Raw genomic sequence first — 20,435 nt, forward strand, 5'->3', positions numbered from 1 at the left:
CGATGCCGACCCAGCAGACGACAACACTCAAATGCTTCGGGGATCACAGCAGCTGAACAACAACACAAGTGACTAGGACTTCATGTTCGCAGGGCTCAACGGCAGCTTGCCTTGGTGTCGACCTCAGCTGAACACACAACCCACGACTGCGACAACAATGCAGACGAAGAAGATTTGTCCCTCGCGAACCCGAGGTCAGCACCGACCTCTACGGCATCGATGTTGGATCCGAGGAACACGAAGTCCCACTGATAGTTGTGCTCCTGCTTCGCGATCAGCTCGCGCACCGCGGTATTGGTCCACTCCTTGCTTGCGTTCTCGTGTCTGTCGGTCATCTTGAGCACGGTGACGGAACCGGGGCGATCCTCCTCGGCCAAGGCTGCCAGCTCGGCGCCGACCTCGGTGACAAGCCGACCGACGGCGTCGTACAGTCCCGTTCCCGCGAGGCTCCAGAACGAGCGCCGAAACGTCGACGATCGGCTTGGAACTGTAGACGAACTCGTATCGGTCGGCGAAGTGGGCGAGCGTGACGTTCGTTTCGCCGTCCGACTCACGCTCCTTGGCGATGAAGGAATCGAACCCGCCGCGGGTGCCTCGCGCCCGCCTTCGCCGCCGCAGCCGACCGACACGAGAACACCCACGGTCTGAATCCAGACGGGCGTCGCCGCCCGGTGGAGGAGTTGCACGCTCTGGCAGTCGATCTCGGATCCACTGCTTAGACGCAACGCTCACCAAAGGACAAGGAGACCTACATGCAACAGCCCGACAACGTTGCTTCACGTTGGCATTTCGCATCGACAATCATATCGACCTTCTTGGTGGAACCACCACCAGCCCTCTCTGCGTCCAACCGGTAGAAGGCTTGACATGGACAGCGACGCAGGAGGAGATCCGATGTTCATACGGACGGAGTTGATGCGCAGTGCGCTGCCCATATCCCGCTGATGCGAGACTTCGTCGATCACCGAATCTCCGCCTCCGACTTCGATACCCGCTACCTTCGGTTGGTCGAAAACTACCCGGGACTACTGGACCCGCGGGTATTCCGCTCGGTCGACCTCCTCTTTTATGAGGTCGACGCTCTGGTGCTGGATGAACGTCTTCGCGACCGGAATGACCGAAATGAAATCGATGAGTATCGGCTGCCGATTTCCGCGCGCGACACTCTCGCGAAACTGCAGGAAGTTCGACGACAGGCGACGAGATTCCGACCGATCAGCAGTTGTTGGGCTCGTCGAGCTTGACGACGGACAACACCGCGTCACCTTCCCCGATGGGAACTCCGACTCCGGGAGTCTGATCCACGACAATCCAATTCGAGTCATTGATCTGCGAACGCCCGGCACCCGTCGCGTCTTCGCTACGGGAGAAGAAGACTCCGGCATCTTGGATCAAATTCTGTGCTGCCTGAAGGTTCATACACACGACCGGTGGCATGAGCACGGGAGCCGCCACAGCTTCAGGAGTCACAACCGCCGGCGGAACGACAGCAGGCGCGGGAATTGCCGCCGGAGCAGCGGGCGCAGGCGTCACCGATGCGGTCGTTGTCGTCGCAGGTGCGACTACCGTCGTGGTCGACGACGTGGTGGAGGACTCGGCGACCGCCGTCGACTCCTCGCTCGAACTGCATGCTGCAGCCGTTCCCACGAGTGCCATCCCCGCAGCCGCCACGATGACGGACCGCATCACTCTGCCTCCCCTGCGGGATGTTGCAACGCTCGCGAGCTGGCTGTTCTTGGTCATTTCGGCACCCTTCTGATGTCCGCGCGTGATCGCAGCGGCATTAACGCGTTGTAGATCGAGGAAGGATGTCAATTGTTACAACAACGAACTACCACCGCGGCGCCCTCCGAAGGGTCGCCGCTCGCCGACATTTATCCCCAGAAGGTGCTTCGAACTGCGCCTTCTTGCTTCGTGCAGTTACTCAGAATCATGGCCGCACATCGTCGCGGCCCCCGAAGTTCATTCAGCCGAATGAACTCGACTCGGGTCCCATGCCTCAACTCTCGCAACAAGGGGGTGCGAACGCAGCAGCTTTCCGGACGCGCCTGGATCTGAGGTTATTACGTACGACGCGGTGGAGCCCTTCGGATCCTGGAGGACGCAGACTTCCACCTCATGTCAGTTCCAATGCGCACGCCTGGGAGCCAGCGCATTGATGCACAACGACTGTTGCTCGCTCAGACGACCTGAATGCCACGAATGAACAGCCGCACGATTGTCTGATTCCACGTCGGCGTCATCCCCAGTTCACGACCGATGGTTCATCGGCCAGCTAGCAGACGCCGCCGCGTGTAACCGCCTTCGCCGCCGAGGCCTCCGAAGCGTCGAGAACCCTTCAGTTCTGCACCGGTCGCCCCTTCACTGGTTCTTAGACGCATCTCGACTCCATTCGGTTCCCTCCGGCGGCGTAGTTCTCACAATTGGTAACTTCCGAGTTCTACTGTGGCGGAGTCTGATTCCTAATGTGCTCATCTGTCTGGCTCATGGTGTAACTTCGCTGCATGGGCGACGGGGGGACCCCTGGCGGGGTGTTGTCAGCAATTCCAGATCGGATTGTCGCGGTGGGGGCCGCGGCTGGACAACTCGAACAGACACTGCGCGGAGCACTCGACTCAGTCGACCAAGATGTGGACGCCGTCGCGTGGAGCGGTACGTCGGCGAACGCTTACCGCGAAGCGTGGCAGTTGTGCCGCGACGACGGTTCGCGACCTCCGATTCGAAGACTTCCCCGTGCTCGTAACGGTGCCAGATCTGGACAACGACCCGTACGCCGAACAGCACTGTCCTCTCACCATTGCGGCAGGTCTCGAAGTGCTCGGCTGCTACCAGTTGATGGTCGTTTTCGACCTGCAACGGGCCGTCTGGCGAAGCGCCTGAACCTTGTCTCACCGATTGGGATGTGTTCGGCCGACTCGTCGCTCAGGGTGCCGGTCTCGTTTCCGCGACCTTCACCCCCAAATGGGCTGGAAAGTAAGGAGGTCTTCATGATGGGGTTCAGCAAGTCTCGATCAGACGTGACGCAATGGCCGAACAATCGGGACGCACAAGCCTCACTGAACCAGTTCTTCGACGAAATCGATCCCAACGGCCATTACATCCCGACTCTGAACGGTGGCGGGCTCGATTTCACAGGCGCCGACCTTTCCTGCTTGGAGCTGGCCGGTGCCGAGTTGAGTTCCGCCCGACTCGTCGGTGTTCGCATGCGTGGAACCAGCTTGTACAGCGCATGGATTCTGCAAGCTGACCTCCAACGAGTTGATCTCTCTGGTGCAGACCTTCGGAAGGCCTTGATCACCCACTGCAACGCACAACACTCGGTCTTGACCGGCGCGACACTGTCGGACACAGATTTCACCGCATCAGATCTCCGCGGCGCTGATGTGCACGGGACGAAGCTGGACGACGCCTTCCTGCACGGTACCGATTTGCGCGGAGCAGACCTTCGAGAGTCGAGCTGGGGCAGCATTCCGCGTAACGCTGTTCTGACCAACGCCAGACTTGGCGGCGCGAAGGTTGCGGCGATGACCGGTGACGTCAGCGACATCGTGGACGTCGGCATCGACTCACCGATGCCGCTCGGTGGCAGTGAACTGCAACAATGGTTCGCAGACAACGGCGCACCGGATGTACGGGTAGCTGTACAGCCGGATAACGGCGCGTGACAGCTCAGACGGCCGGCCGTCGTCAGATTCGCCTCGATGGCTTGGAACACTCACGCGGTTTCGATCTACAGTCCGACACGAAAGTATGAGAACTGCATCGTGATCGAATACCGAACGAGCCGTACAGATGTCACCGTGTGGCCGATTGACGTTCACGCCGTCCGCGCCCTGGAGACGTTTTTCGACGAGGTGACACCTGGCAATATTCCTATCCTCGCGGGCGGAGGACTGGACTTCTCCGATGCAGACCTCTCCGGTTTGGATTTCGCCGGCGCAGAGTGGATATCCGCGATACTCGACCGCACGCGGTTGCGGGGAACGTACCTCACCCGAGCGTGGCTGATCGATGCGAGCCTGCGGGGTTCAGACTTCAGTGCGGCCAATCTGAGGAAAGCTGAGATGCGTGGGTGCGACGCTCGCGAATCCATCTTCGTTGGAGCGCAACTGAACCGGACCGATCTGTCCGACGCCAACCTCCGCGGCGCGGATCTTCACGATACGAACTTGAATCAAGCCTTCTTTCACTCAACCGATCTGCGCGGAGCAGATCTGCACGGATCGTCGTTGGGTGCGTATCCAGGGAACGCCAACCTAGCTGGCGCCAAAATAGGTGGCGCAGATGTGGAAAATGTGACGGGAGATGTGACCCATGCAGTCGACGTCGGAATCAGCGAACCTCGAATCCTTGTTGGAAGTGAATTGCAGCGGTGGTTCATCGACGCCGGCGCACCGGAAGTCGTTGTCCTCGATCGCACGTTGTGAACACGCCAAGAACGGCCGTCGACCTCAGGTGGCGGCAAATCAACAGGGAAGTAGGAATTGCGCGAATGAAGCACACGTGCCGCCAACAGCGCGTTGCCTTCACCCGGCAGAACTTATCGGTCGATTCCCGGAGTGAGTCGAGACAAAGTGATCGTAAATGAATACAGCAAGTCCGAGAGCGACGTTCGAAGCTGGCCCACGGATGCTGCTGCTCGACACGCTTTGCGATCGTTCTTCGTCGAGTTGGCAGCTCACGACAACTTTGTGCCCGAACTCGTCGGACGCGGACTCGACTTCAGGGGCGCAGACCTCTCAGGTCTCCAGCTTGCAGGCGTCGACTGGACGTCGGCGGATCTGAGCGGCGTCGAGATGAAGTCCAGTTCACTTGTCGATGCGTGGTTTCTGGGCGCCAGACTGATCGGCACTGACTTCACCGGATCGAACCTACGCAAAGCACAGTTCAGAGGTTGCAGCGCGCGTGACTCCATTCTGGTTGGTGCACAACTGAACAAGACGGATATGTCGGACTCCGATTTTCGCGGCGCAGATCTCCACAACACTGCATTGGATCAAGCCTTCATGTTTCACATCGACCTCCGCGGCGCCAACCTGGCCGGGTGTTCATTGGCGACCCAACCGTGGAACGCAGACTTGAGCCATGCCCGTCTCAACGGCGCGACTGTCAAGGGTATGCGGGGTGACGTCACGTATCCAATCGACATCGGCGCCGAAGAACCAAACATTCTCGAAGGACGGGCGCTTCAGCAATGGTTCGCAGACAACGGCGCACCGGAAGTCGTTGTCCTCGATCGCACGTCGTAAGCATCCCAAACGTCAAGCGACTCCGGCAGTAAGGTGGTCCTCGTCATCGAGTACAGCACAGCGCGCAGCGACGTCCGGCGATGGCCGCTTGACGATGAGGCCAAACGCGCTCTCGAGCATTTTTTCGACAGTGTCGATGCCGGTTCCGATACGCTGCCGATCCTTGCCGGCGACGGCCTCGATTTCACCGGCGCCGATCTGTCGGGACTCGACTTGGCCGCAGCAGCGCTGAATTCGGCGCTTTTGTCCGACACGACACTCCACGGCACCTGTCTGGTCAATGCGTGGATCCTGGATGCCAAGCTCGAGCGAGCCGATCTCTCGGGAGCCAATTTGAGGCGTGCGCGCCTGCGAAGGTGCGACTGTCGGGGTGCCACTCTAGTTGGTGCTCAGCTCAACAAGACTGACATATCCGACGGAGACTTTCGCGAAGTCGACCTGCACAGCACAGCACTCGACCAAGCCTTCATGCCGGGCATCGACTTGCGCGGCGCTGACCTGCGCTCCAGCAGTTGGGGCCTCGCGCCATCGAATGCCATCATCGACGAGGCTAAGTTAGTCGGTGCCAACCTATCTGGCATGACTGGTGACGTAACCGACGCAGTCGACGTCGGACTCCACGAACCCGAAATTCTCCGGGGCGCGAGACTTCAGCAATGGTTCGACAATCACGGCGCTCCACACGTGCGGGTGTCGACACACCATGAATAAGGAGGCGAGTTGAGCGCGCACCACCAATTGTTCGCGAGGACCACCAAGGGGCCCTCCGAGATCATCACGGACTTGTCCCGTGCCGCCGGAATCCGCGCCCTGGACAGGGTGGCGCCGCTCGATGCCTTCGACTCCTACCGTGGTGTCACCGCGAGCACGGTAATCGAGCTGGAGATAGGTCATTCCTACGAGGTAGATCGGGATCTTCGATTCGAGGACTATCCCGTCCTCGTAACGGTGCGCGATCTCGGCCGCGACTCGACATCCGAAGCCCGCACCGCACTGGGCATCTCCGTCGCTCTCGACAGTTTCGGCGGCTACGATCTGCTCCTAGTCTTCGACCTGCAGCGGCTGGTCTGGCGAAACAGAGGTGGAGATGGCCGAGTCACCACGTGACGACTCTGCACTGAATCAAAGGCGTCACCAGAAAAGTTTCGGCGGCAGTCGGAGCCGAAAATCAGGTGCGGTGAACCGGTGTTCATGCCAAGGTCGCAAACGATCACGAGCACCGTAGACCTAGACCGAAAGTTAACCCAAGTGACTGTCGACTACAAACGTTCGCGCGAGGACGTGGTCACGTGGCCGACCGATCCGCGTGCCAGGCGAGCGTTGGAGGAATGGTTCATCAAGCTCGACGCTTCCCCGGCTGTACACCCGACTCTCGCGGCCGGTGAACTGGACTTCTCGGGAGCCGATCTTTCCGGGCTCGATATCGGTGATGCCGACTGGGTTTCGGCCACTCTGTCCGGTGTCAAGCTGAGGTCTTGCTACCTGGGTTACGCATGGATACTCGATGCCAATCTGACCGAAACAGACTTCACCGGATCAGTCCTGCGGAAGGCGCTACTGCGCGGTTGCAACGCCCGAGGCGCGATACTCGTCGGAACACAGCTGCACAGGGCAGACCTGTCCGGCTCGGATTTCCGCGACGCAGACCTACACGACACCGATTTGTCGCAGGCGTTCATGCCCGGGATCGACCTGCGCGGAGCGAACCTCGCCGACAGCTTCTGGGGCGATACGCGATACAACGCGTGCATTCATGAAGCGCGACTGGGACACGCGAATGTGTCGGGCATGCGCGGCGTCGTCGACGAATCCGTCGACGTCGGACTCGACGAACCACACGTCATCGACGGTGAGGAACTGCAGCAGTGGTTTCGCGACCACGGTGCTCCAGAAGTCACCGTTGTTACACGGCCAGAACGACCCTCGACAAGCACTACGGACTGATACTGGGACCATGTCGATCCAGCAGATCCTGGCAGAATCACGGACCTCGGACGGCGTCCTCGAACTCGCACCCGCGCCGGGGAGCATCCCGAGATCTCGTGGGGCGATCATTCTTCTACTACGCGCCCGACGGCCGGGTTCCCGCGCACAGCCTCATCGGATCCCGTCACCGGCACTCCCCTGTCACGTCGAACGGTTTGCCTTCCGGACTCCACAGTTCCATACGGCACCCCGCTGGACTCCGGAGTGCGGCGCGCCTGTTTAGACTGACCTTTCATTGCAGATGGATGAGGGCTGGGGGGCCATCATGGGGGAACTGAAGGCAGATCTCGATCGGCTCGAGCAGCTGGGCGCGAGGCTCGGTTCTTTGGCACGTGAGGCCGCCGCCCTGCGAACGGGTCCGGCCGCAGGCCCTTACTCGTCGGTCCTCGGCGGAATGCCGACGTCGGTGCTCGAGGCGTCGAGCATCTCCGGTGACCTCATCGACTCGGCTCTGATCGACGCCATCGTCGAACGGCTGAGCGAGACCGGCGAGATCATGGTCGACGTGGCCCGCCAGTACCGCACCACCGACGACGCATCCGCGGCGGCAGTCGGGGCCGCATTCACCGACGCCACCGGCGACTGGACTCCGCAGTGAGCCTCACCCGCACTCAGATCCAGGCCTGGAACCCCTCGACCCTCACCGACATCGCGAACGCCTGGACCACACTCGGCAGCTCGGTCGAGTCGCTGTTCGACCGTTACGTCGACGCCGTCACCAAGTCCGGCGCCGACTACTGGGAAGGCGGCACCGCCGAAGCCGCACAAACACGTGCGTCGTCGGACCGCAAAGCCGCAGTCGAGGTGGTCGATCATGTGCAGGCCATCGCCGACCGTGCACGCCGAGGCTTCTACGAGATCGACGGCCCACTCCAACGCGTCCGCGCTGCCATCCTCGGCGCCGAAACGGAATGCCTGACGGTCAGCGATGCCCTCACCGTCGGCGGTGGATTCATCCTGGCCGACGAAGAACGAACCGCGCGAATCACATTGTGGCAGAGTGAAATCGATGACGCCGCGAGCGCGACCGAATCCGCCGACAAGACCGTGCGCGACGCACTGGCCTCCGCGAGGGAGGGCCTACGACTCTTCTTCACCTCGGCCGCGACTCTCGGCGGTGAGCAAGGAAAGTCCGACGCCTCCGCCCTGGTGAGCGACCCATCGGCGCTCACACCCGAGCAACAGCACCGACTCGTCGAGGCCGGCCGGCTGACCCCGGAGCAGCTCGACGCGCTGCGTACGGGCGAGACGGCCACGATCCCGGCGTCGCAGATGGAGTACTTGGAGCAACTCGCTCGCGCGATGGACGGCAAGAGCCCCCAGGAGATCGCGGACATCGTCGGACGGCTGCCCGAGGACGCCCGGGGTGGCGTCGCCGACGCACTTCAGATCCTGTCCAATGACAAGGTCACGGCCACCGTCGTCGGAGACTCGGATGTGCCGACGCACGGCGGGTTCGACCGACTGCCCGAGTCGATACGGGCGTCGTTGACCCGCGACGATCTGGTGGTCGAGGGGTACGAGCGAGTGGGATACACGGTCTTGCCGAGCATTGCCTTGAACGGGGTGGCCGACAACCAGGCCATCGCGTCCATCGTCGACGCCGGCAGCGATGAGTACAAGAACGGCAGCAGCCTCGACTCGCACCTGCTCGATGTGGGTCGGCAGTACCTCGACGCGCAGGTCCGGCACGAGCAGAACCCGGACCACACAACCGAGTTCTTCACCCTCGACGGATACGGAACCAAGGACACGCGGATCACCGAGGACATCTTCGCGGCGGTGGGATCGGACAAGATCGCGGTGCACGACGCGGTCACCGACGCCGATCGCGGCCAGGATTTCATTCGTGACACGCTGACGCACCACTGGTCCGACGACGGTCACGCGGTCTCGTCTCTGTTCGACTTCGACCCTGCAGATTCCGTGGTCGCGGATCCAAACAATGCAGAAGACGTCGCCACGGCCGAACGCACCGGCGGCATCATGTCGGCGGTGGGCAAAGCCATCGCCACCGACGAGTGGAGCCATCTGAGCGACGTGGCCGAAACGGACCGGCAGTCGGTCGGACAACTCAATCCCAAGCTGCTGAACACGTTGTCACACAGCATGAGTCCGTACATCGCCGATCTGGCCGGGTTGCCATCGGACGATCGGCCTGGTTTCGACAACAGCTGGGTCGATCCCTCGCACACAGGTAAGTACGCCGGCGCAACCCAGGTATTCGCGCTGATGAACACCGACCACGACGCCGGCACCTACTTCACCGAACATGCTCAGGCCGAAATCCTTGCCTCAGAGGGAAGGTACGCAGAAGATCCCCGTGATGCGTATGCCGGTCGACAACTGATGACGGTCGGGATTTTGCACGGATTGGTCGACGAGGGCATCACCACCGGATTGCAAGACGAATATTCGGACAAGGCAGAATTGGCCCAAGCTGCCTACGACCGAAAGTCTGCTGCCTTCGACGCGCTGTCCACACTCGGGACGGCCGGAATCGGCGAACTCCCCGGCGGTGGTTACGTCAACACGATGATCGATCTGGTGGGAGATCCGTTGAAGGACAGTCTCGTCGGTGTCGAGCCGGACGGGCCGCACGAAGCAACGCTGGCCGGATACGATCCGTTCCACGACTTCTACAACATCCTCTCCGCACGACCGGATCTTCCGCCGGACGTCACCAGAAAGTTCGAGGACATGTTCGACGAAGACGGCACGCTGCTTCCGTACGATCCGGCAGATTCGCGCGGACTGGACACTCGGCAGCAGACGGCACTGGAAACGATGTTCAATCGGTTGGGCAATGCTTCCGACGGTAATTCGCACAGAATAGCGGACGCATACGGACGGGTGATCTTGAAAGATGGCTAGAGCAACACGGTCAGCGGTGCTCGCATCGATAGCGGTGATGCTGGTCGGCTGCGGCGGACAGGGCTCCCCACCCGATGCGGCCCGTGCGACATCGAATCTCGATCCACCGGTGCAGTACACGACAGAGTGGACCGCGCCCGCCGGCACCGACTTGTTCGACAGGTCGGGTGAGCTCGTGCGAGCTGCCGTCGAGGCGGGCGACTATGCAATTGGTTTCGGCATCGGCAAGTTCGCGCACTACCCGCCTTTTCCCGGGTATCTGGAGGCAATCGGGGCGCCATACGACGGTGATGGCCGATACTCGCCGTACTACTATGCGCGCAGCACGAAGAAGCCCGATGCCGCTGTATGGGCGCAGTACTACAATCTGACGCAAGTCGATTCGGATGGCAAGACGGTAGATGCGACGGTATGCGGCTACGGGCTCGGCATCGATTCGACCGAGAATTTCAACCTCTCGCCCATCAAGGATGCGATCCACGTGCAGCTCTCGACTACCGCGGACAGCGCCGGACTTCCGGGGACTCGCGACGCCGACGCGTCGTCGCACGACCCTCGCGCTCACTTTCTCCCGAGCTGGAACGTATTCGGCGACTGGACGATCGACGGGATGGTGCATGCGGCCTACACCGACGACGAGTCGATCGCGGCGCCGTGCCACGACTGGTGGGCGGCGCAGTTCCCCACCTTCATTCACAAGGATGCGTCACCGTACCTGTACCCACCCGACGGGTATGTCTTCCCGACGGTCCCCGACAACCACCTGCAGTATCCCGAGTGGATCGGGCCGTCGGATCCGTCGTAGAGCGCGTCAGCCGCGCGCGTCACGGTATCGACCCACCGCATTCTCGACGTCCGCGGCTACCAGCTCGTCGAAGGAACGTGCCATGTCGCACCTCCCGCAGCTACCGCGCTCACGGATCGCGCACGTCCACAGATGTACCAACCGTGGCGGGAAAAACAAATGGTCAGCAGCATCCTCGCGCGATCGGACTTCGTCGAAGTCAAGGCACCCACGGAGGAAAATCTCCCTCAGCCGCCATCAGTCGATCCCCTTCCCACGGATCCCCGTAGACCTCGTACGGATTACCAAGTTCGGCCACGCGCGCGAGGCCGGCGTCGGTGATGTCCGCACGGAAAACTTCGCTATCGGCCAACTCGTCGTCGGTTGCGTTCAGTACGCCAAGACTGCCTTCGAACCCGTTGGCTATTCGACTGATTGCGATGTCGTCGGAAACCTCCCACGGTGCCCAAGTTCGGGTGGATTCCATTGCCCATCCGCCGAACCGCAGATATCCTCTGGCTGCGATCTCTGCGATCACCTCGAGGATTCTCGCCCTCGTGTACGAAGCGGGTGTTATCCGACGTATGAGGGACGCGAAGGAGCCTACCGGCATCCAGTCGTCCGACATCTCGAACAACAGAAAATGCTCGAGTCGTTCGTCGATCATGCGATGTGCACCCTGGCCTTTCCGTCGATCTGTATACAAATCTATGCCCGACTGCAAAGGAAGGTGCCTGTCACTGCTGTGGAGTCACCGTCGGCCTTGCGGATGAGGGCGCACAGTCAAGGATTCCAAGGAGGGTAGTTGCCACTCCCCTGCTTCGAAGGGTCTGACCACCAGGGATTTCCATAAATCTCGTACGGGTCTCCCAGCTCCGCAACACGCACAATTCCTGCTGCGGTTATATCGGCACGAAAGACCTCGGTAAGCGACAGCTCACCGTCCGTTGAACTCAGTGCGCCGGGTTCGCCGAGGTATCCGTGAGCAATCCTCTCCATGGCGACGTCGTTGCTGACATCCCACGGCTTCCAAGTCCCGGATTCCACCGACCAACCACCGAACCGAAGGTAGCCAACCGCTGCAAGTCGGGAGATCACCTCGAGGATCATGCCGCGGCTGTACTCGTCCGGAGAGATGCTACGGATGTAGTAGTCGAACTCCCCCAGCGACATCCAGTCATCTTCCATCTCGAAAAGCAGGAAATGTTCCAGCCGCTCGTCATTCATGCGATGCGCACCCTCTCCATCTTGGACTCTCGGCGGGTGCGCGATCCCGTCCGGACGTTCCAGACAATCGCAACAGCCATCGCAACCAGCGGAACGACGATGTAGCAGGTGCTTATGAACACCACCGTTCCCCAGGCAAGAGGAGCGAGGAGTGCTGCAGAGACGAATTCGGAAGCGGCGTGCTCGAAATCGTCGGTTGCCAAGCCGACAGTGAGGGCAAGACCGACGCCGACTACCCAGAGCACGAACGAGACCGGAATCGACCACAACGCCGACATCCGCCAGAGCCGCCCAAAGCTGCCGCGCGTCCGAGCGTTCCTCGGTCTACTCGCCCCAGATGCAAACACGTCGTCTCCTGTCTCGAACTATCGCACGGGTTGATTCCTGGCCCTCTCGATTGGACGTCGGAGCCGACCGATCGGTTCCACTGCAGCCTCGTCGGCGCTGCACACCGAGGAAGAACGACCCGTTGTCCTTGCCGTAGACCGATTACAGTCGGGGCCCGAGGTCCAGCAACGTTCACCTGGCACCAGGACAGACGTCATGGCTGCAGACGAGAATCGAAGCACCGTCGAACATCTGATCGACAAGCTCCGCATGGCACTCGCGACCGGCACCAGGGAGTCGTTTACTGCCCTGCACACCTGGGACGATGGAAATGTTAACTGAAACATCAGGGCCGCTGTCGCGTGTCCCCGGTGAACGAGGCCAGGGCGTTTTAGAGTCTTGTTGCCCGTGAACAGGGCAGATAGGACACTGAGGAACATGGCTGGACGGAAGCGGAATTCCGCAGAGGACATCGTCCGCAAGCTGCAGCGTGCAGACGAGCTCACTGCGATGGGCAAGACTCAGGACGAGGTCGCCGCTGAGCTCGAGGTGTCGTCGGCGACGCTGTACAACTGGCGCCGCCAATACAGCGGGATGGACACCGACGCGGCGAAAGAGCTCAAGGAACTGCGCGAGCAGAACAGCAAACTCAAGCGGTTGCTCGCCGAAGCCGAGCTGGAGAAGGATGCGTTGCGGGAGGTGGCGAAGGGAAAATTTTAGGCCCAGCCGCCAAACGCGCTGCTGTGGACATGCTCGTCACGACGATGAACATGTCGAAACGGCTCGCGTGCACAGCAGTTGGGCTTGCCCGCTCAACCTACTCCCGCATCCCTATCGCGCAGACCCCTGCCGACCCGGACGCGGCCCTGAGAACGCTTCTGCGTGAGTACGCACGTATGAACCCGCTGCACGGCTTCCGGCGGGCCTGGGCGCACATGAGGCATGACAAAGGCATGCAGGTGAACAAGAAGAAAATCCACCGCCTCTGGAAAGAGGAAGGCCTACAGGTGCGGATCTACCACCCACGCAAACGCGCGGGAATCAGTTCCTGCCCGCAGATCGAAGCCGATGCTCCGAAGGTGGTGTGGGCTATGGATTTTCAGTTCGACTCCACGATCGACGGGAAGGCGATCAAGATCGCGTCGGTGATCGACGAGCACACTCGTGAGTCGCTGTTGAACATCGTCGAGAGGTCGATCACTGCGCAGAGGTTGACCGACGAGCTGGATAAGGTGTTCGCGCCCAAGGGGTGGACCGCCGTTGGTGTTGCGGATGGACAACGGTCCGGAGTTCATTTCGCATGTGCTGCAACAGTTCTGCCGTGACCGAGTTGGTATTTCGTACATCCCGCCGGGGACGCCGTGGAACAACGGGCACATCGAGTCTGGGGGCACCTCCCTCTGGGGGATCAACAACCGTCTTCGGAAGGAGTGCCTGAACCGCAACTATTGGACGAGCTTGCTCGAAGCTCGGGTTGTGATCGAGGACTTCAAGGACGACCACAACAACCGGCATCGCCACTCTTCGCTCGGCTACCTCACGCCGGCCGAGTACGCTGCCCAGTGCACCCACAACCATCGACCGGTCGAGGGTTGCGAGATCGACTGAAACCAATCACACCGTGGCTCTAGAACGCGGTGGTCCGACTATCGGGGACCTGCCACTGCCTTTTCTGAGATCACCTCGAGAAGGCGATGTCTCGAGTAGGACGAAGGTGTGATCCGTCGTATCAACGAAGCGAACGCACCCACCGGCATCCAATCGCCCGACATGTCGTACAACAGGAAGTGCTCGAGCCTCTTGTCGATCACGTTCACCAGCTTCTCCGCTCCCTACATCGCATGTCTACTGCGAAGGTTCCGCACGACAGCTCATCAACTGCTCAAGGCTGCCAAGGAGGAAACTCACCCTCAGCCCGCACCAAGGGATTCGCTTCCCAAGGATCCCCGTAGAGCTCGAAAGGATTACCGAGTTCTTGGACCAACCGCTCTCCTGCAGGAGTGATGCCGGCCCGGAACACCTCGGTAAGTGCCAATTGGCGGTCGGTCCCATCCAGAACGCCAGGCTCACCGTCGAAGCCGTTCGCGATCCGTTCCAATGCAACATCACCGGCAACTTTCCACGGCTTCCACGTTCCGGTGTCCCTCGACCACCCGCCGTACTCGAGGTAGCCCTTCGTTGCGAGTTCGGCGATCACCTCGAGTACCGCAGCTCGTGAATAGTCCCCCGGGGTGATTTGACGTATGTACGAGGCGAACTCGCCCGCCGGCATCCAGTCGTCGGACATATCGTAAAGCAGGAAATGTTCAAGCGTCTTGTCGATCATGCGATGTGCACCTTCACTCGTACGCCGCCTGAATAGTTGATGTCCAGCGTGGCACCTCCCGGATGGCTGCTCTCGCGCATCCGGATCTCTGTGCCGTCAGGTAGTTCTACGACCCTTCCAGGGTAGCTTCCCTGATCGACAGCTCGTCCTTCCGCGGTCAACGAATCCCACAGTTCGCGGATCTCAGCCTCTGAATCGACCTGTCGGACCCTTGAATTCCTGCCCGGTACCGTTGCTTCCTGGATCTGATCCTTCACGCCAGCCTCGTCGACCGGCCCCGTGTTTTCGAAGAACGAACTCGGAACAGCATTTTCGATAATGCCCCAGGCGTCGATTCCGAACTCATCGACCAACGCGAACAGGATCGCCCCTGCCGACACGACTCCGGTCGCAATCAGAGCCGATACTGCCGCATCGATCAGAAATGCGAGTCCAATTACAACGGGAACGAAGCCCCGCATGCCACCTTCTGCCTTGAACTCCTTCAGGCATCGTTCTAAAGCCAGCGCTGCAGTTACATCTGCCCGGATCAACTCGGTCAAGCAGCGCCCGACCTCACGTTTGTGCTGTTGAAGCGCATCGTCATTGTCGCCACCGCCTAGCACCGACCACTGCTCGTCGACTGTCAAACCCTCTTCCTCGGCCGTCGCAATGGCTCGGAGGAGTGCGATTCTGCAATCGCCACTGCCTGAAGCTCGGACGTGAGCACAGACGCCATTGACTTTGTCGCCTGTGACAGGTCCTCTGTTCGACGAAATTCTGCAGACGACCAATCGGATGCAGCAGACTGCGCCGGTCCGGTCCACGCGCAGGAATCGCGAAGCCTCATCAGAGCCCGTGGAGCTCGCGAACCTCTTTCCGACACAAACTCCGACAGTTCGTTCAGCTTGTCGGCATCCGCAAGTCCCCGTTCGGGTGCCCAGCCGGCAACGACGCTTTTCGTAAAGGCGACTTTCAACTCGCCTGCCCACGAGGGTCTCCGTACGCAGCTGCTTGCTTCAGCGCCTGAGCGAATTCGGCGTCGACTTGCTGGTATCCCTGCGCGCTCTGCTCGACGTTGTCGGCGAACTCCAGAAGCCGCGTCGAGGCCGATTCGATACTTGCCGAAATGATGGGACGAATCTGGGCCAGCACTGCTGCAATAGCGGAACCTGACACACACTCCACGTCGAACTGCACGTTCGAGGCTGCGACTGAAAATGCATCAGCATCGATCCGCAGGTCTTCTGCCACTGAGCGAAGACTTGCCGGATCTGCCTCCAACGGGACGAACTCACTCCCAACCTCGTCCGCCATCGAGTCCCCCTCAGCGTCCACGTAGACCACCCCATGTCTTTAGACGCGCGCCACCGACGATCGGTTCCACGCGGGAGGGCTCAATGATTAATAACGAGGGCAGTCAAGTACCTGTTCGGGAAGTCTTCGGGTATCTCTCGTGGGAACGCACGTCAGCAGTTGTTGGCTCGCCGATCTTGACGACAGAGAGCACGGCATCACCCTCTTCGATCGGGGCACCGACGCCTGGAGTCTGATCGACGACGGTGCAGTTCGAATCGTTGAGCTGGCTGCGACGAGCACCGGTGGCGTCTTCGCTACGCGAGAAGAACACTCCCGCATCCTGAATCAAGTTCTGGGCGACCTGGAGGTTCATACACACCACTGGCGGCACAAGACAGCCGCAGCTACAGCTTCTGGAGTGACGGCAACTGGCGGTACCACGGCCGGTTCCGGTGCGGGCGCGACCGGAGGCACCGTTGCTGTCGGCATCGTCGTGGATGCATCCGCAATTGTCGAGGTGATTGTCGACGCTTCACCCGTCACCGACGGTTCGTCAGTGGATCCGCACGCCGCGACGACGCCCGCTAGCGCCACCCCGCAGCTACCGCGTTCACGGATCGCGCAGCACGTCCACAGATGTACCACCGTGGTGGAAAAAACAAATGGTCAGCAGCATCCTCGCGCGATCAGACTTCGTCGAAGTCAAGGCACCCACGGAGGGAAATTTCCCTCAGCCGCCATCAGTCGATTCCCTTCCCACGGATCCCCGTAGACCTCGTACGGATTACCGAGTTCGGCCAAGCGCGCGAGGCCGGCGTCAGTAATATCCGCACGGAAAACTTCGCTATCGGCCAGCTCGTTGTCGGTTGCGTTCAATACGCCAAGACTGCCTTCGAACCCGTTGGCTATTCGACTGATTGCGATGTCGTTGGAAACCTCCCACGGTTCCCAAGTTCGGGTGGATTCCATCGCCCATCCACCGAAGCGCAGATATCCTCTGGCTGCGATCTCTGCGATCACCTCGAGGATTCTCGCCCTCGTGTACGAAGCGGGTGTTATCCGACGTATGAGGGACGCGAACGAGCCAACCGGCATCCAATCGTCGGACATTTCAAGTAACAGAAAGTGCTCGAGCCGTTTGTTGATCATGTTCGGTGCACCATTCTGTGTCGACGTTAGGCGGACTCTCGGTGGATGCGGGATCCCGTCCGGAAGTATTTGACAATCGCAACAGCCGTCGCAACCAGCGGAACGACGATGTAGCAGCTGCCGATGAACACCATCGCTCCCCAGACAAGAGGTGCAAGGAATGCTGCATTCACGAATCCGGAAGCAGAGTGCTCGAAATCGTCGGTTGCCAAGCCGACAGTGAGGGCAAGACCTACCCCGACTACACACAGCATGAACGAGACCGGAATCGCCCACAATGCCGACATCAACCAAAGTTGCCGCGCAAGCGAGCGTTCGTCGACCCACTCGCACCGGATGCACTCACGTCGTCTCCTGTCGAGAAAAGTCGCAAGTTCATTCCTTTCGCTCTTGATTGGACATCGGAATTGGACGTCCGAGGCGACTGAACGGTTCCACAGCAATCTTGTGAAGGCTGACCTTGGATTACAGTCAGCAGCCGAGGACCAGTAAACTTCGCTCCCGCACGAGGACAGACATCATGGCTGCAGACGAGAATCGAAGCACGGTCGACCGTCTGATCGACAAGCTCCGCATAGCACTCGCGACCGGCACCAAGGAGTCGTTCACTGCGCTACTCACCGAAGACGTCCGCTGGGGATCGGCTCACGAATGCACCACGCGTGAGCAGGCCGGCAATCATTACGCAACGTTGCTCGCCGACGGCATCAGGCTCCGCATCACCGACGTCGAGGAGACCGCCACACCCGAGCCGGAGCGCCGGATCATGTTGCGTATCGACGTCAACACCTCGGAACCGAACGACTCTCCTCCGGCCATGCGGGTTCGGCTCACTATCCGCGAGAATCTGATCTCCGACATCTGCATCCTGGACGAACCAACAACTGCCGAAGTCCATCAAGCCGCAGCCAGCGCAGTCCACGACGGTGACCCCGAAACCCTGCAGCAGCTACTCGCCGGACACCCCGACCTCGCGGCCATGCGGCTACCCGGCCGCGGCAGTCGAACGTTGCTGCACATAGCCACCGACTGGCCCGGCCACTTCCCCCGCGTCGCGGAATCGATTGCGTTGTTGATTGCCTCGGGCGCGGATCCCGACAGTCCATTCCTCGGCGCACACAGCGAAACGCCGCTGCACTGGGCCGCGAGCTGCGATGACGTCGCTGCCATCGACGCACTCCTCGACGCCGGAGCCGACATCGAGGCGCGCGGCGGCGTCATCGGCGGCGGAACCCCGATATCCGACGCCACCGCATTCGGCCAGTGGAACGCCGCACGTCGCCTCCTCGAACGCGGAGCAACCACAACCCTGTTCGACGCGTCCTGCCTCGGGCAGGTGGATGCCGTCGAACATGCACTCGCGTCGGAACATCCGACGCCCGAGGACATCACCAGTAGCTTCTGGGGTGCGTGCCACGGTGGCCAGATCGGCACCGCATCGGTATTGCTCGATCACGGCGCAGGCATCAACTGGATCGGCTACGACGGACTCAGTCCCCTCGACGCTGCACGCCGCTCCGAGGCCGACGACGTCGTCCGTTGGCTCGAACGCATCGCAGCCTCAACCGACCCAGTCGATCCCGACAGCTGAATCAGACCAACATCGCCAGATGCGCGACCCTAGATGCGGTCGAGCCGACGCATGGCTGTCGGACCCCTCCGCTACAGTGAAGTTATCGGGCCGAGCCACCAGGCCGCCCACATTCCCAGCACCAATTCTCGAAGGACACCTATGACTAAATCTAACCCCCTCGACGTCCTCGGCGACGGATTCCGCAACCTGCGACTACACGACATGGACGGCGCGATGCTCACACTGTCGATCGACTACGAGCTCGGCGACCAACCGCTGGTGCGGACTGCAGTGGGCCTCGCATCGCTCGCGCACCGAGACCAAACCCGACCGGGGAGCAGCGGCACTCCCGAGCCATACATCAACCATCCACTTCGAAACACGCTGCGTCTCATACGGCTCAGCAGCCGCGACCCGGAAGCCCTCGCCGCAACGGCGTTGCACGACACGGTGGAAGATCAGCCCGAACGGCTTGTCGAACTGCTGCAGGGCGACCGGACTGCAGCTCCGCGAGACGAGGCACGGCGACTGCTCTCCGCCTATTTCGAAGGCACCGTATCGGATACCGTGTGGGCTGTCACCAACCCGCCGCGGCCATCGGGTCTCACGATCGAGCTGAAGAACGCGGCCTACGTCGAGCATGTGACTGCCGTGATCGACAATCCTCGGGTCTATTTGGTGAAAGTCTCGGACTTCATCGACAACGCCGGCAGCCTGAGTGCCCTCGCAGATCCAGTGAAGCGAAATCGACTACGCGAGAAGTACGGACCGTTGGTGCCCATCTTCCAGGACGCAGCACTGCGCCACGGTGATGCGCTCGGGCTTGATTCGGAAGGATTCACTCGACTCACCAAACGGCTCGACGATCTGGCCGCGGCACTCCGAGAAGGCACCGAATTCGACGAAGGAGCTCACTTTGGCTGATTCTCAGAGCAATTCCCTCACTCAGACCGATGAATCTGTGTCTGGCCCGGGTTTGCGATTCACCTCGAATGTCGGCGGCAATCGGTACCCGGCGGTGGTCGCAGACGTCGGTCAGGTGTCGGTGAAGACGGTCTGACGTGTGGGCAACAGCGACGTGGAATGTGTCATTTGGCGGGCCGTATCCAGCGGAGTACCGAATAACGCGCTGCGGCGACAACTGTAGCCAATGCCGGTATCACAAACCAGCTCGTGGCTACGAAAAACAATGCGCCCCATAAGAAGAAACCCACGAGCACGGCCTGAATGTAGTCGCCGATCGTGTGTTGCTCACTGTCGGTCACCAGGCCAAGAATCAACGCCGAACCGAAACCGATCGAACAGATCGCAAACGCAATCGGAATCGCCCACAGCGCGGACGACAACCACAATGACCCAAATCGTCTCGGGTTCCTATCCATCATCTCGACCGCTCGACGATATCGATTCGGGGCGGGTTCGCCACACTCCATCCCATCGGTCGATGTCGGCGATCCCCACCGTCAAAATGCACCTACAAGTTCAGTTGGGGCGCGAAAACGGATCGCAGTTGCCGATCCAGATTCGAGCATGCTCCTCCTCGGTAGGTCTCGACGTCGCTCTCGCCCGTGTGGAAGAGAACCAAGGGCACTGCACTTCTATCAAGTTGGACGCAGCTCAGAACCAATTGGTTCCCCACCATTGTCTAGGACTACTAGGCAG

At 60.8% G+C, this 20,435-nt stretch carries 27 protein-coding genes and 1 pseudogene; 16 read left to right on the plus strand and 12 right to left on the minus strand.

All coding sequences use genetic code 11. The annotated features are described in order from the left end of the window. Positions 1–95 precede the first annotated feature (95 nt). Entirely contained in the window at positions 96–335 is a 240-nt protein-coding gene (locus RY1_RS29715) for a hypothetical protein (RefSeq protein ID WP_139279843.1), read from the minus strand. Positions 336–944: 609 nt separating this feature from the next. On the opposite strand from RY1_RS29715, the gene RY1_RS31015 reads away from it, so the two are divergent. Continuing rightward, entirely contained in the window at positions 945–1,244 is a 300-nt protein-coding gene (locus RY1_RS31015) for a colicin immunity domain-containing protein (protein ID WP_072804135.1), read from the plus strand. On the opposite strand, the gene RY1_RS30610 is transcribed toward RY1_RS31015, so the two are convergent. Further along, positions 1,216–1,419: a calcium-binding protein gene (locus tag RY1_RS30610; protein ID WP_245819654.1), complete on the minus strand. Its 204-nt coding sequence runs from the start codon at positions 1,417–1,419 to the stop codon at positions 1,216–1,218. The genes RY1_RS31015 and RY1_RS30610 overlap by 29 nt on opposite strands. Before the next feature lie 16 nt (positions 1,420–1,435). Between RY1_RS30610 and RY1_RS30615 the strand changes: the two genes are divergently transcribed. From RY1_RS30615 to RY1_RS13810, 11 genes are all read left to right on the plus strand, one after another. Then, the gene (locus tag RY1_RS30615) at positions 1,436–1,759 is read left to right on the plus strand and encodes a hypothetical protein (RefSeq protein ID WP_245819655.1); all 324 of its coding nucleotides are present in this window, start codon (positions 1,436–1,438) and stop codon (positions 1,757–1,759) included. Positions 1,760–2,733: 974 nt separating this feature from the next. Further along, positions 2,734–2,880 carry a hypothetical protein gene (locus RY1_RS30120; RefSeq protein ID WP_169914704.1) on the plus strand — a complete coding sequence of 49 codons (147 nt, stop codon included), beginning with the start codon at positions 2,734–2,736 and terminating at the stop codon, positions 2,878–2,880. 107 nt (positions 2,881–2,987) lie between these two features. Then, entirely contained in the window at positions 2,988–3,665 is a 678-nt protein-coding gene (locus RY1_RS30125) for a pentapeptide repeat-containing protein (protein WP_169914705.1), read from the plus strand. Positions 3,666–3,800: 135 nt separating this feature from the next. Then, positions 3,801–4,427, plus strand: coding sequence for a pentapeptide repeat-containing protein (locus tag RY1_RS13775; protein ID WP_169914707.1), 627 nt, complete (start codon positions 3,801–3,803; stop codon positions 4,425–4,427). A gap of 147 nt (positions 4,428–4,574) precedes the next feature. Beyond that, positions 4,575–5,249, plus strand: a complete 675-nt coding sequence (locus tag RY1_RS13780) for a pentapeptide repeat-containing protein (protein ID WP_169914709.1) — start codon at positions 4,575–4,577, stop codon at positions 5,247–5,249. A gap of 33 nt (positions 5,250–5,282) precedes the next feature. Further along, positions 5,283–5,960, plus strand: a complete 678-nt coding sequence (locus tag RY1_RS13785; protein ID WP_072804140.1) for a pentapeptide repeat-containing protein — start codon at positions 5,283–5,285, stop codon at positions 5,958–5,960. A gap of 9 nt (positions 5,961–5,969) precedes the next feature. After that, positions 5,970–6,356: a hypothetical protein gene (locus RY1_RS13790; protein WP_072804141.1), complete on the plus strand. Its 387-nt coding sequence runs from the start codon at positions 5,970–5,972 to the stop codon at positions 6,354–6,356. 141 nt (positions 6,357–6,497) lie between these two features. Next, a complete protein-coding gene (locus tag RY1_RS13795) occupies positions 6,498–7,193 on the plus strand; it encodes a pentapeptide repeat-containing protein (protein ID WP_072804142.1) in 696 nt (231 codons plus the stop codon). A gap of 307 nt (positions 7,194–7,500) precedes the next feature. Then, positions 7,501–7,833, plus strand: coding sequence for a hypothetical protein (locus RY1_RS13800; protein WP_072804143.1), 333 nt, complete (start codon positions 7,501–7,503; stop codon positions 7,831–7,833). Beyond that, a complete protein-coding gene (locus RY1_RS13805; RefSeq protein WP_072804144.1) occupies positions 7,830–10,109 on the plus strand; it encodes a TPR repeat domain-containing protein in 2,280 nt (759 codons plus the stop codon). The genes RY1_RS13800 and RY1_RS13805 overlap by 4 nt, the downstream gene beginning before the upstream one ends. Next, a complete protein-coding gene (locus RY1_RS13810; RefSeq protein ID WP_139279845.1) occupies positions 10,102–10,914 on the plus strand; it encodes a hypothetical protein in 813 nt (270 codons plus the stop codon). Before RY1_RS13805 ends, RY1_RS13810 begins: the two co-directional genes overlap by 8 nt. Before the next feature lie 199 nt (positions 10,915–11,113). Here the strand turns inward: RY1_RS13810 and RY1_RS13815 are convergent, their stop codons facing one another. The 3 genes from RY1_RS13815 to RY1_RS13825 all read right to left on the minus strand — a co-directional run bounded on the left by RY1_RS13815 (position 11,114) and on the right by RY1_RS13825 (position 12,398). Continuing rightward, on the minus strand, positions 11,114–11,560 hold the full coding sequence (locus RY1_RS13815) for a hypothetical protein (RefSeq protein ID WP_072804146.1): 447 nt from the start codon (positions 11,558–11,560) through the stop codon (positions 11,114–11,116). Between the two features lie 116 nt (positions 11,561–11,676). Then, positions 11,677–12,120 (minus strand): hypothetical protein, encoded by a 444-nt coding sequence (locus RY1_RS13820; RefSeq protein ID WP_072804147.1) that lies wholly within the window; start codon positions 12,118–12,120, stop codon positions 11,677–11,679. Continuing rightward, entirely contained in the window at positions 12,117–12,398 is a 282-nt protein-coding gene (locus tag RY1_RS13825; protein ID WP_072804148.1) for a hypothetical protein, read from the minus strand. The genes RY1_RS13820 and RY1_RS13825 overlap by 4 nt, the downstream gene beginning before the upstream one ends. 265 nt (positions 12,399–12,663) lie before the next feature. Between RY1_RS13825 and RY1_RS30850 the strand changes: the two genes are divergently transcribed. Then, a complete protein-coding gene (locus RY1_RS30850; RefSeq protein ID WP_281249975.1) occupies positions 12,664–12,789 on the plus strand; it encodes a hypothetical protein in 126 nt (41 codons plus the stop codon). 96 nt (positions 12,790–12,885) lie between these two features. After that, a pseudogene (locus RY1_RS13835) lies at positions 12,886–14,055 on the plus strand (IS3 family transposase). A gap of 274 nt (positions 14,056–14,329) precedes the next feature. Here the strand turns inward: RY1_RS13835 and RY1_RS13840 are convergent. The 6 genes from RY1_RS13840 to RY1_RS13865 all read right to left on the minus strand — a co-directional run bounded on the left by RY1_RS13840 (position 14,330) and on the right by RY1_RS13865 (position 17,487). Further along, complete coding sequence (locus tag RY1_RS13840) at positions 14,330–14,773, minus strand: hypothetical protein (RefSeq protein WP_072804150.1); 444 nt, start codon at positions 14,771–14,773, stop codon at positions 14,330–14,332. Next, on the minus strand, positions 14,770–15,402 hold the full coding sequence (locus RY1_RS13845; RefSeq protein WP_139279846.1) for a hypothetical protein: 633 nt from the start codon (positions 15,400–15,402) through the stop codon (positions 14,770–14,772). The genes RY1_RS13840 and RY1_RS13845 overlap by 4 nt, the downstream gene beginning before the upstream one ends. Before the next feature lie 325 nt (positions 15,403–15,727). Further along, positions 15,728–16,069 carry a hypothetical protein gene (locus RY1_RS13850; protein WP_139279847.1) on the minus strand — a complete coding sequence of 114 codons (342 nt, stop codon included), beginning with the start codon at positions 16,067–16,069 and terminating at the stop codon, positions 15,728–15,730. A gap of 103 nt (positions 16,070–16,172) precedes the next feature. Further along, on the minus strand, positions 16,173–16,424 hold the full coding sequence (locus tag RY1_RS29720) for a calcium-binding protein (RefSeq protein WP_072804153.1): 252 nt from the start codon (positions 16,422–16,424) through the stop codon (positions 16,173–16,175). Positions 16,425–16,753: 329 nt separating this feature from the next. Beyond that, positions 16,754–17,071 carry a hypothetical protein gene (locus tag RY1_RS13860; protein WP_245819656.1) on the minus strand — a complete coding sequence of 106 codons (318 nt, stop codon included), beginning with the start codon at positions 17,069–17,071 and terminating at the stop codon, positions 16,754–16,756. 155 nt (positions 17,072–17,226) lie between these two features. Further along, entirely contained in the window at positions 17,227–17,487 is a 261-nt protein-coding gene (locus RY1_RS13865; protein WP_072804155.1) for a hypothetical protein, read from the minus strand. A 233-nt stretch (positions 17,488–17,720) separates the two neighbouring features. Between RY1_RS13865 and RY1_RS13870 the strand changes: the two genes are divergently transcribed. Both RY1_RS13870 and RY1_RS13875 read left to right on the plus strand, forming a co-directional pair. Next, positions 17,721–18,791, plus strand: a complete 1,071-nt coding sequence (locus RY1_RS13870) for an ankyrin repeat domain-containing protein (RefSeq protein ID WP_218019801.1) — start codon at positions 17,721–17,723, stop codon at positions 18,789–18,791. 141 nt (positions 18,792–18,932) lie between these two features. Then, the gene (locus tag RY1_RS13875) at positions 18,933–19,697 is read left to right on the plus strand and encodes an HD domain-containing protein (protein WP_072804156.1); all 765 of its coding nucleotides are present in this window, start codon (positions 18,933–18,935) and stop codon (positions 19,695–19,697) included. A gap of 164 nt (positions 19,698–19,861) precedes the next feature. Here the strand turns inward: RY1_RS13875 and RY1_RS13880 are convergent, their stop codons facing one another. Further along, positions 19,862–20,119 carry a hypothetical protein gene (locus tag RY1_RS13880; RefSeq protein WP_139279849.1) on the minus strand — a complete coding sequence of 86 codons (258 nt, stop codon included), beginning with the start codon at positions 20,117–20,119 and terminating at the stop codon, positions 19,862–19,864. Positions 20,120–20,435: the final 316 nt, after the last annotated feature.

It is taken from the genome of Rhodococcus yunnanensis NBRC 103083 (genome assembly GCF_001895005.1).
GTDB lineage: Bacteria > Actinomycetota > Actinomycetes > Mycobacteriales > Mycobacteriaceae > Rhodococcoides > Rhodococcoides yunnanense.

Coding starts and splice junctions, on each gene's coding strand:
- RY1_RS30850 (WP_281249975.1), top strand. CDS start 12,664: ATGGCTGCAGACGAGAATCGAAGCACCGTCGAACATCTGATCGACAAG.
- RY1_RS13875 (WP_072804156.1), top strand. CDS start 18,933: ATGACTAAATCTAACCCCCTCGACGTCCTCGGCGACGGATTCCGCAAC.
- RY1_RS31015 (WP_072804135.1), top strand. CDS start 945: ATGCGAGACTTCGTCGATCACCGAATCTCCGCCTCCGACTTCGATACC.
- RY1_RS13815 (WP_072804146.1), bottom strand. CDS start 11,560: ATGATCGACGAACGACTCGAGCATTTTCTGTTGTTCGAGATGTCGGAC.
- RY1_RS30615 (WP_245819655.1), top strand. CDS start 1,436: ATGAGCACGGGAGCCGCCACAGCTTCAGGAGTCACAACCGCCGGCGGA.
- RY1_RS29715 (WP_139279843.1), bottom strand. CDS start 335: ATGACCGACAGACACGAGAACGCAAGCAAGGAGTGGACCAATACCGCG.
- RY1_RS29720 (WP_072804153.1), bottom strand. CDS start 16,424: ATGAACCTCCAGGTCGCCCAGAACTTGATTCAGGATGCGGGAGTGTTC.
- RY1_RS13825 (WP_072804148.1), bottom strand. CDS start 12,398: ATGTCGGCGTTGTGGTCGATTCCGGTCTCGTTCGTGCTCTGGGTAGTC.
- RY1_RS30125 (WP_169914705.1), top strand. CDS start 2,988: ATGATGGGGTTCAGCAAGTCTCGATCAGACGTGACGCAATGGCCGAAC.
- RY1_RS13800 (WP_072804143.1), top strand. CDS start 7,501: ATGGGGGAACTGAAGGCAGATCTCGATCGGCTCGAGCAGCTGGGCGCG.
- RY1_RS13810 (WP_139279845.1), top strand. CDS start 10,102: ATGGCTAGAGCAACACGGTCAGCGGTGCTCGCATCGATAGCGGTGATG.
- RY1_RS13865 (WP_072804155.1), bottom strand. CDS start 17,487: ATGTCGGCATTGTGGGCGATTCCGGTCTCGTTCATGCTGTGTGTAGTC.
- RY1_RS13850 (WP_139279847.1), bottom strand. CDS start 16,069: ATGGCGGACGAGGTTGGGAGTGAGTTCGTCCCGTTGGAGGCAGATCCG.
- RY1_RS13820 (WP_072804147.1), bottom strand. CDS start 12,120: ATGAATGACGAGCGGCTGGAACATTTCCTGCTTTTCGAGATGGAAGAT.
- RY1_RS30610 (WP_245819654.1), bottom strand. CDS start 1,419: ATGAACCTTCAGGCAGCACAGAATTTGATCCAAGATGCCGGAGTCTTC.
- RY1_RS13870 (WP_218019801.1), top strand. CDS start 17,721: ATGGCTGCAGACGAGAATCGAAGCACGGTCGACCGTCTGATCGACAAG.
- RY1_RS13840 (WP_072804150.1), bottom strand. CDS start 14,773: ATGATCGACAAGACGCTTGAACATTTCCTGCTTTACGATATGTCCGAC.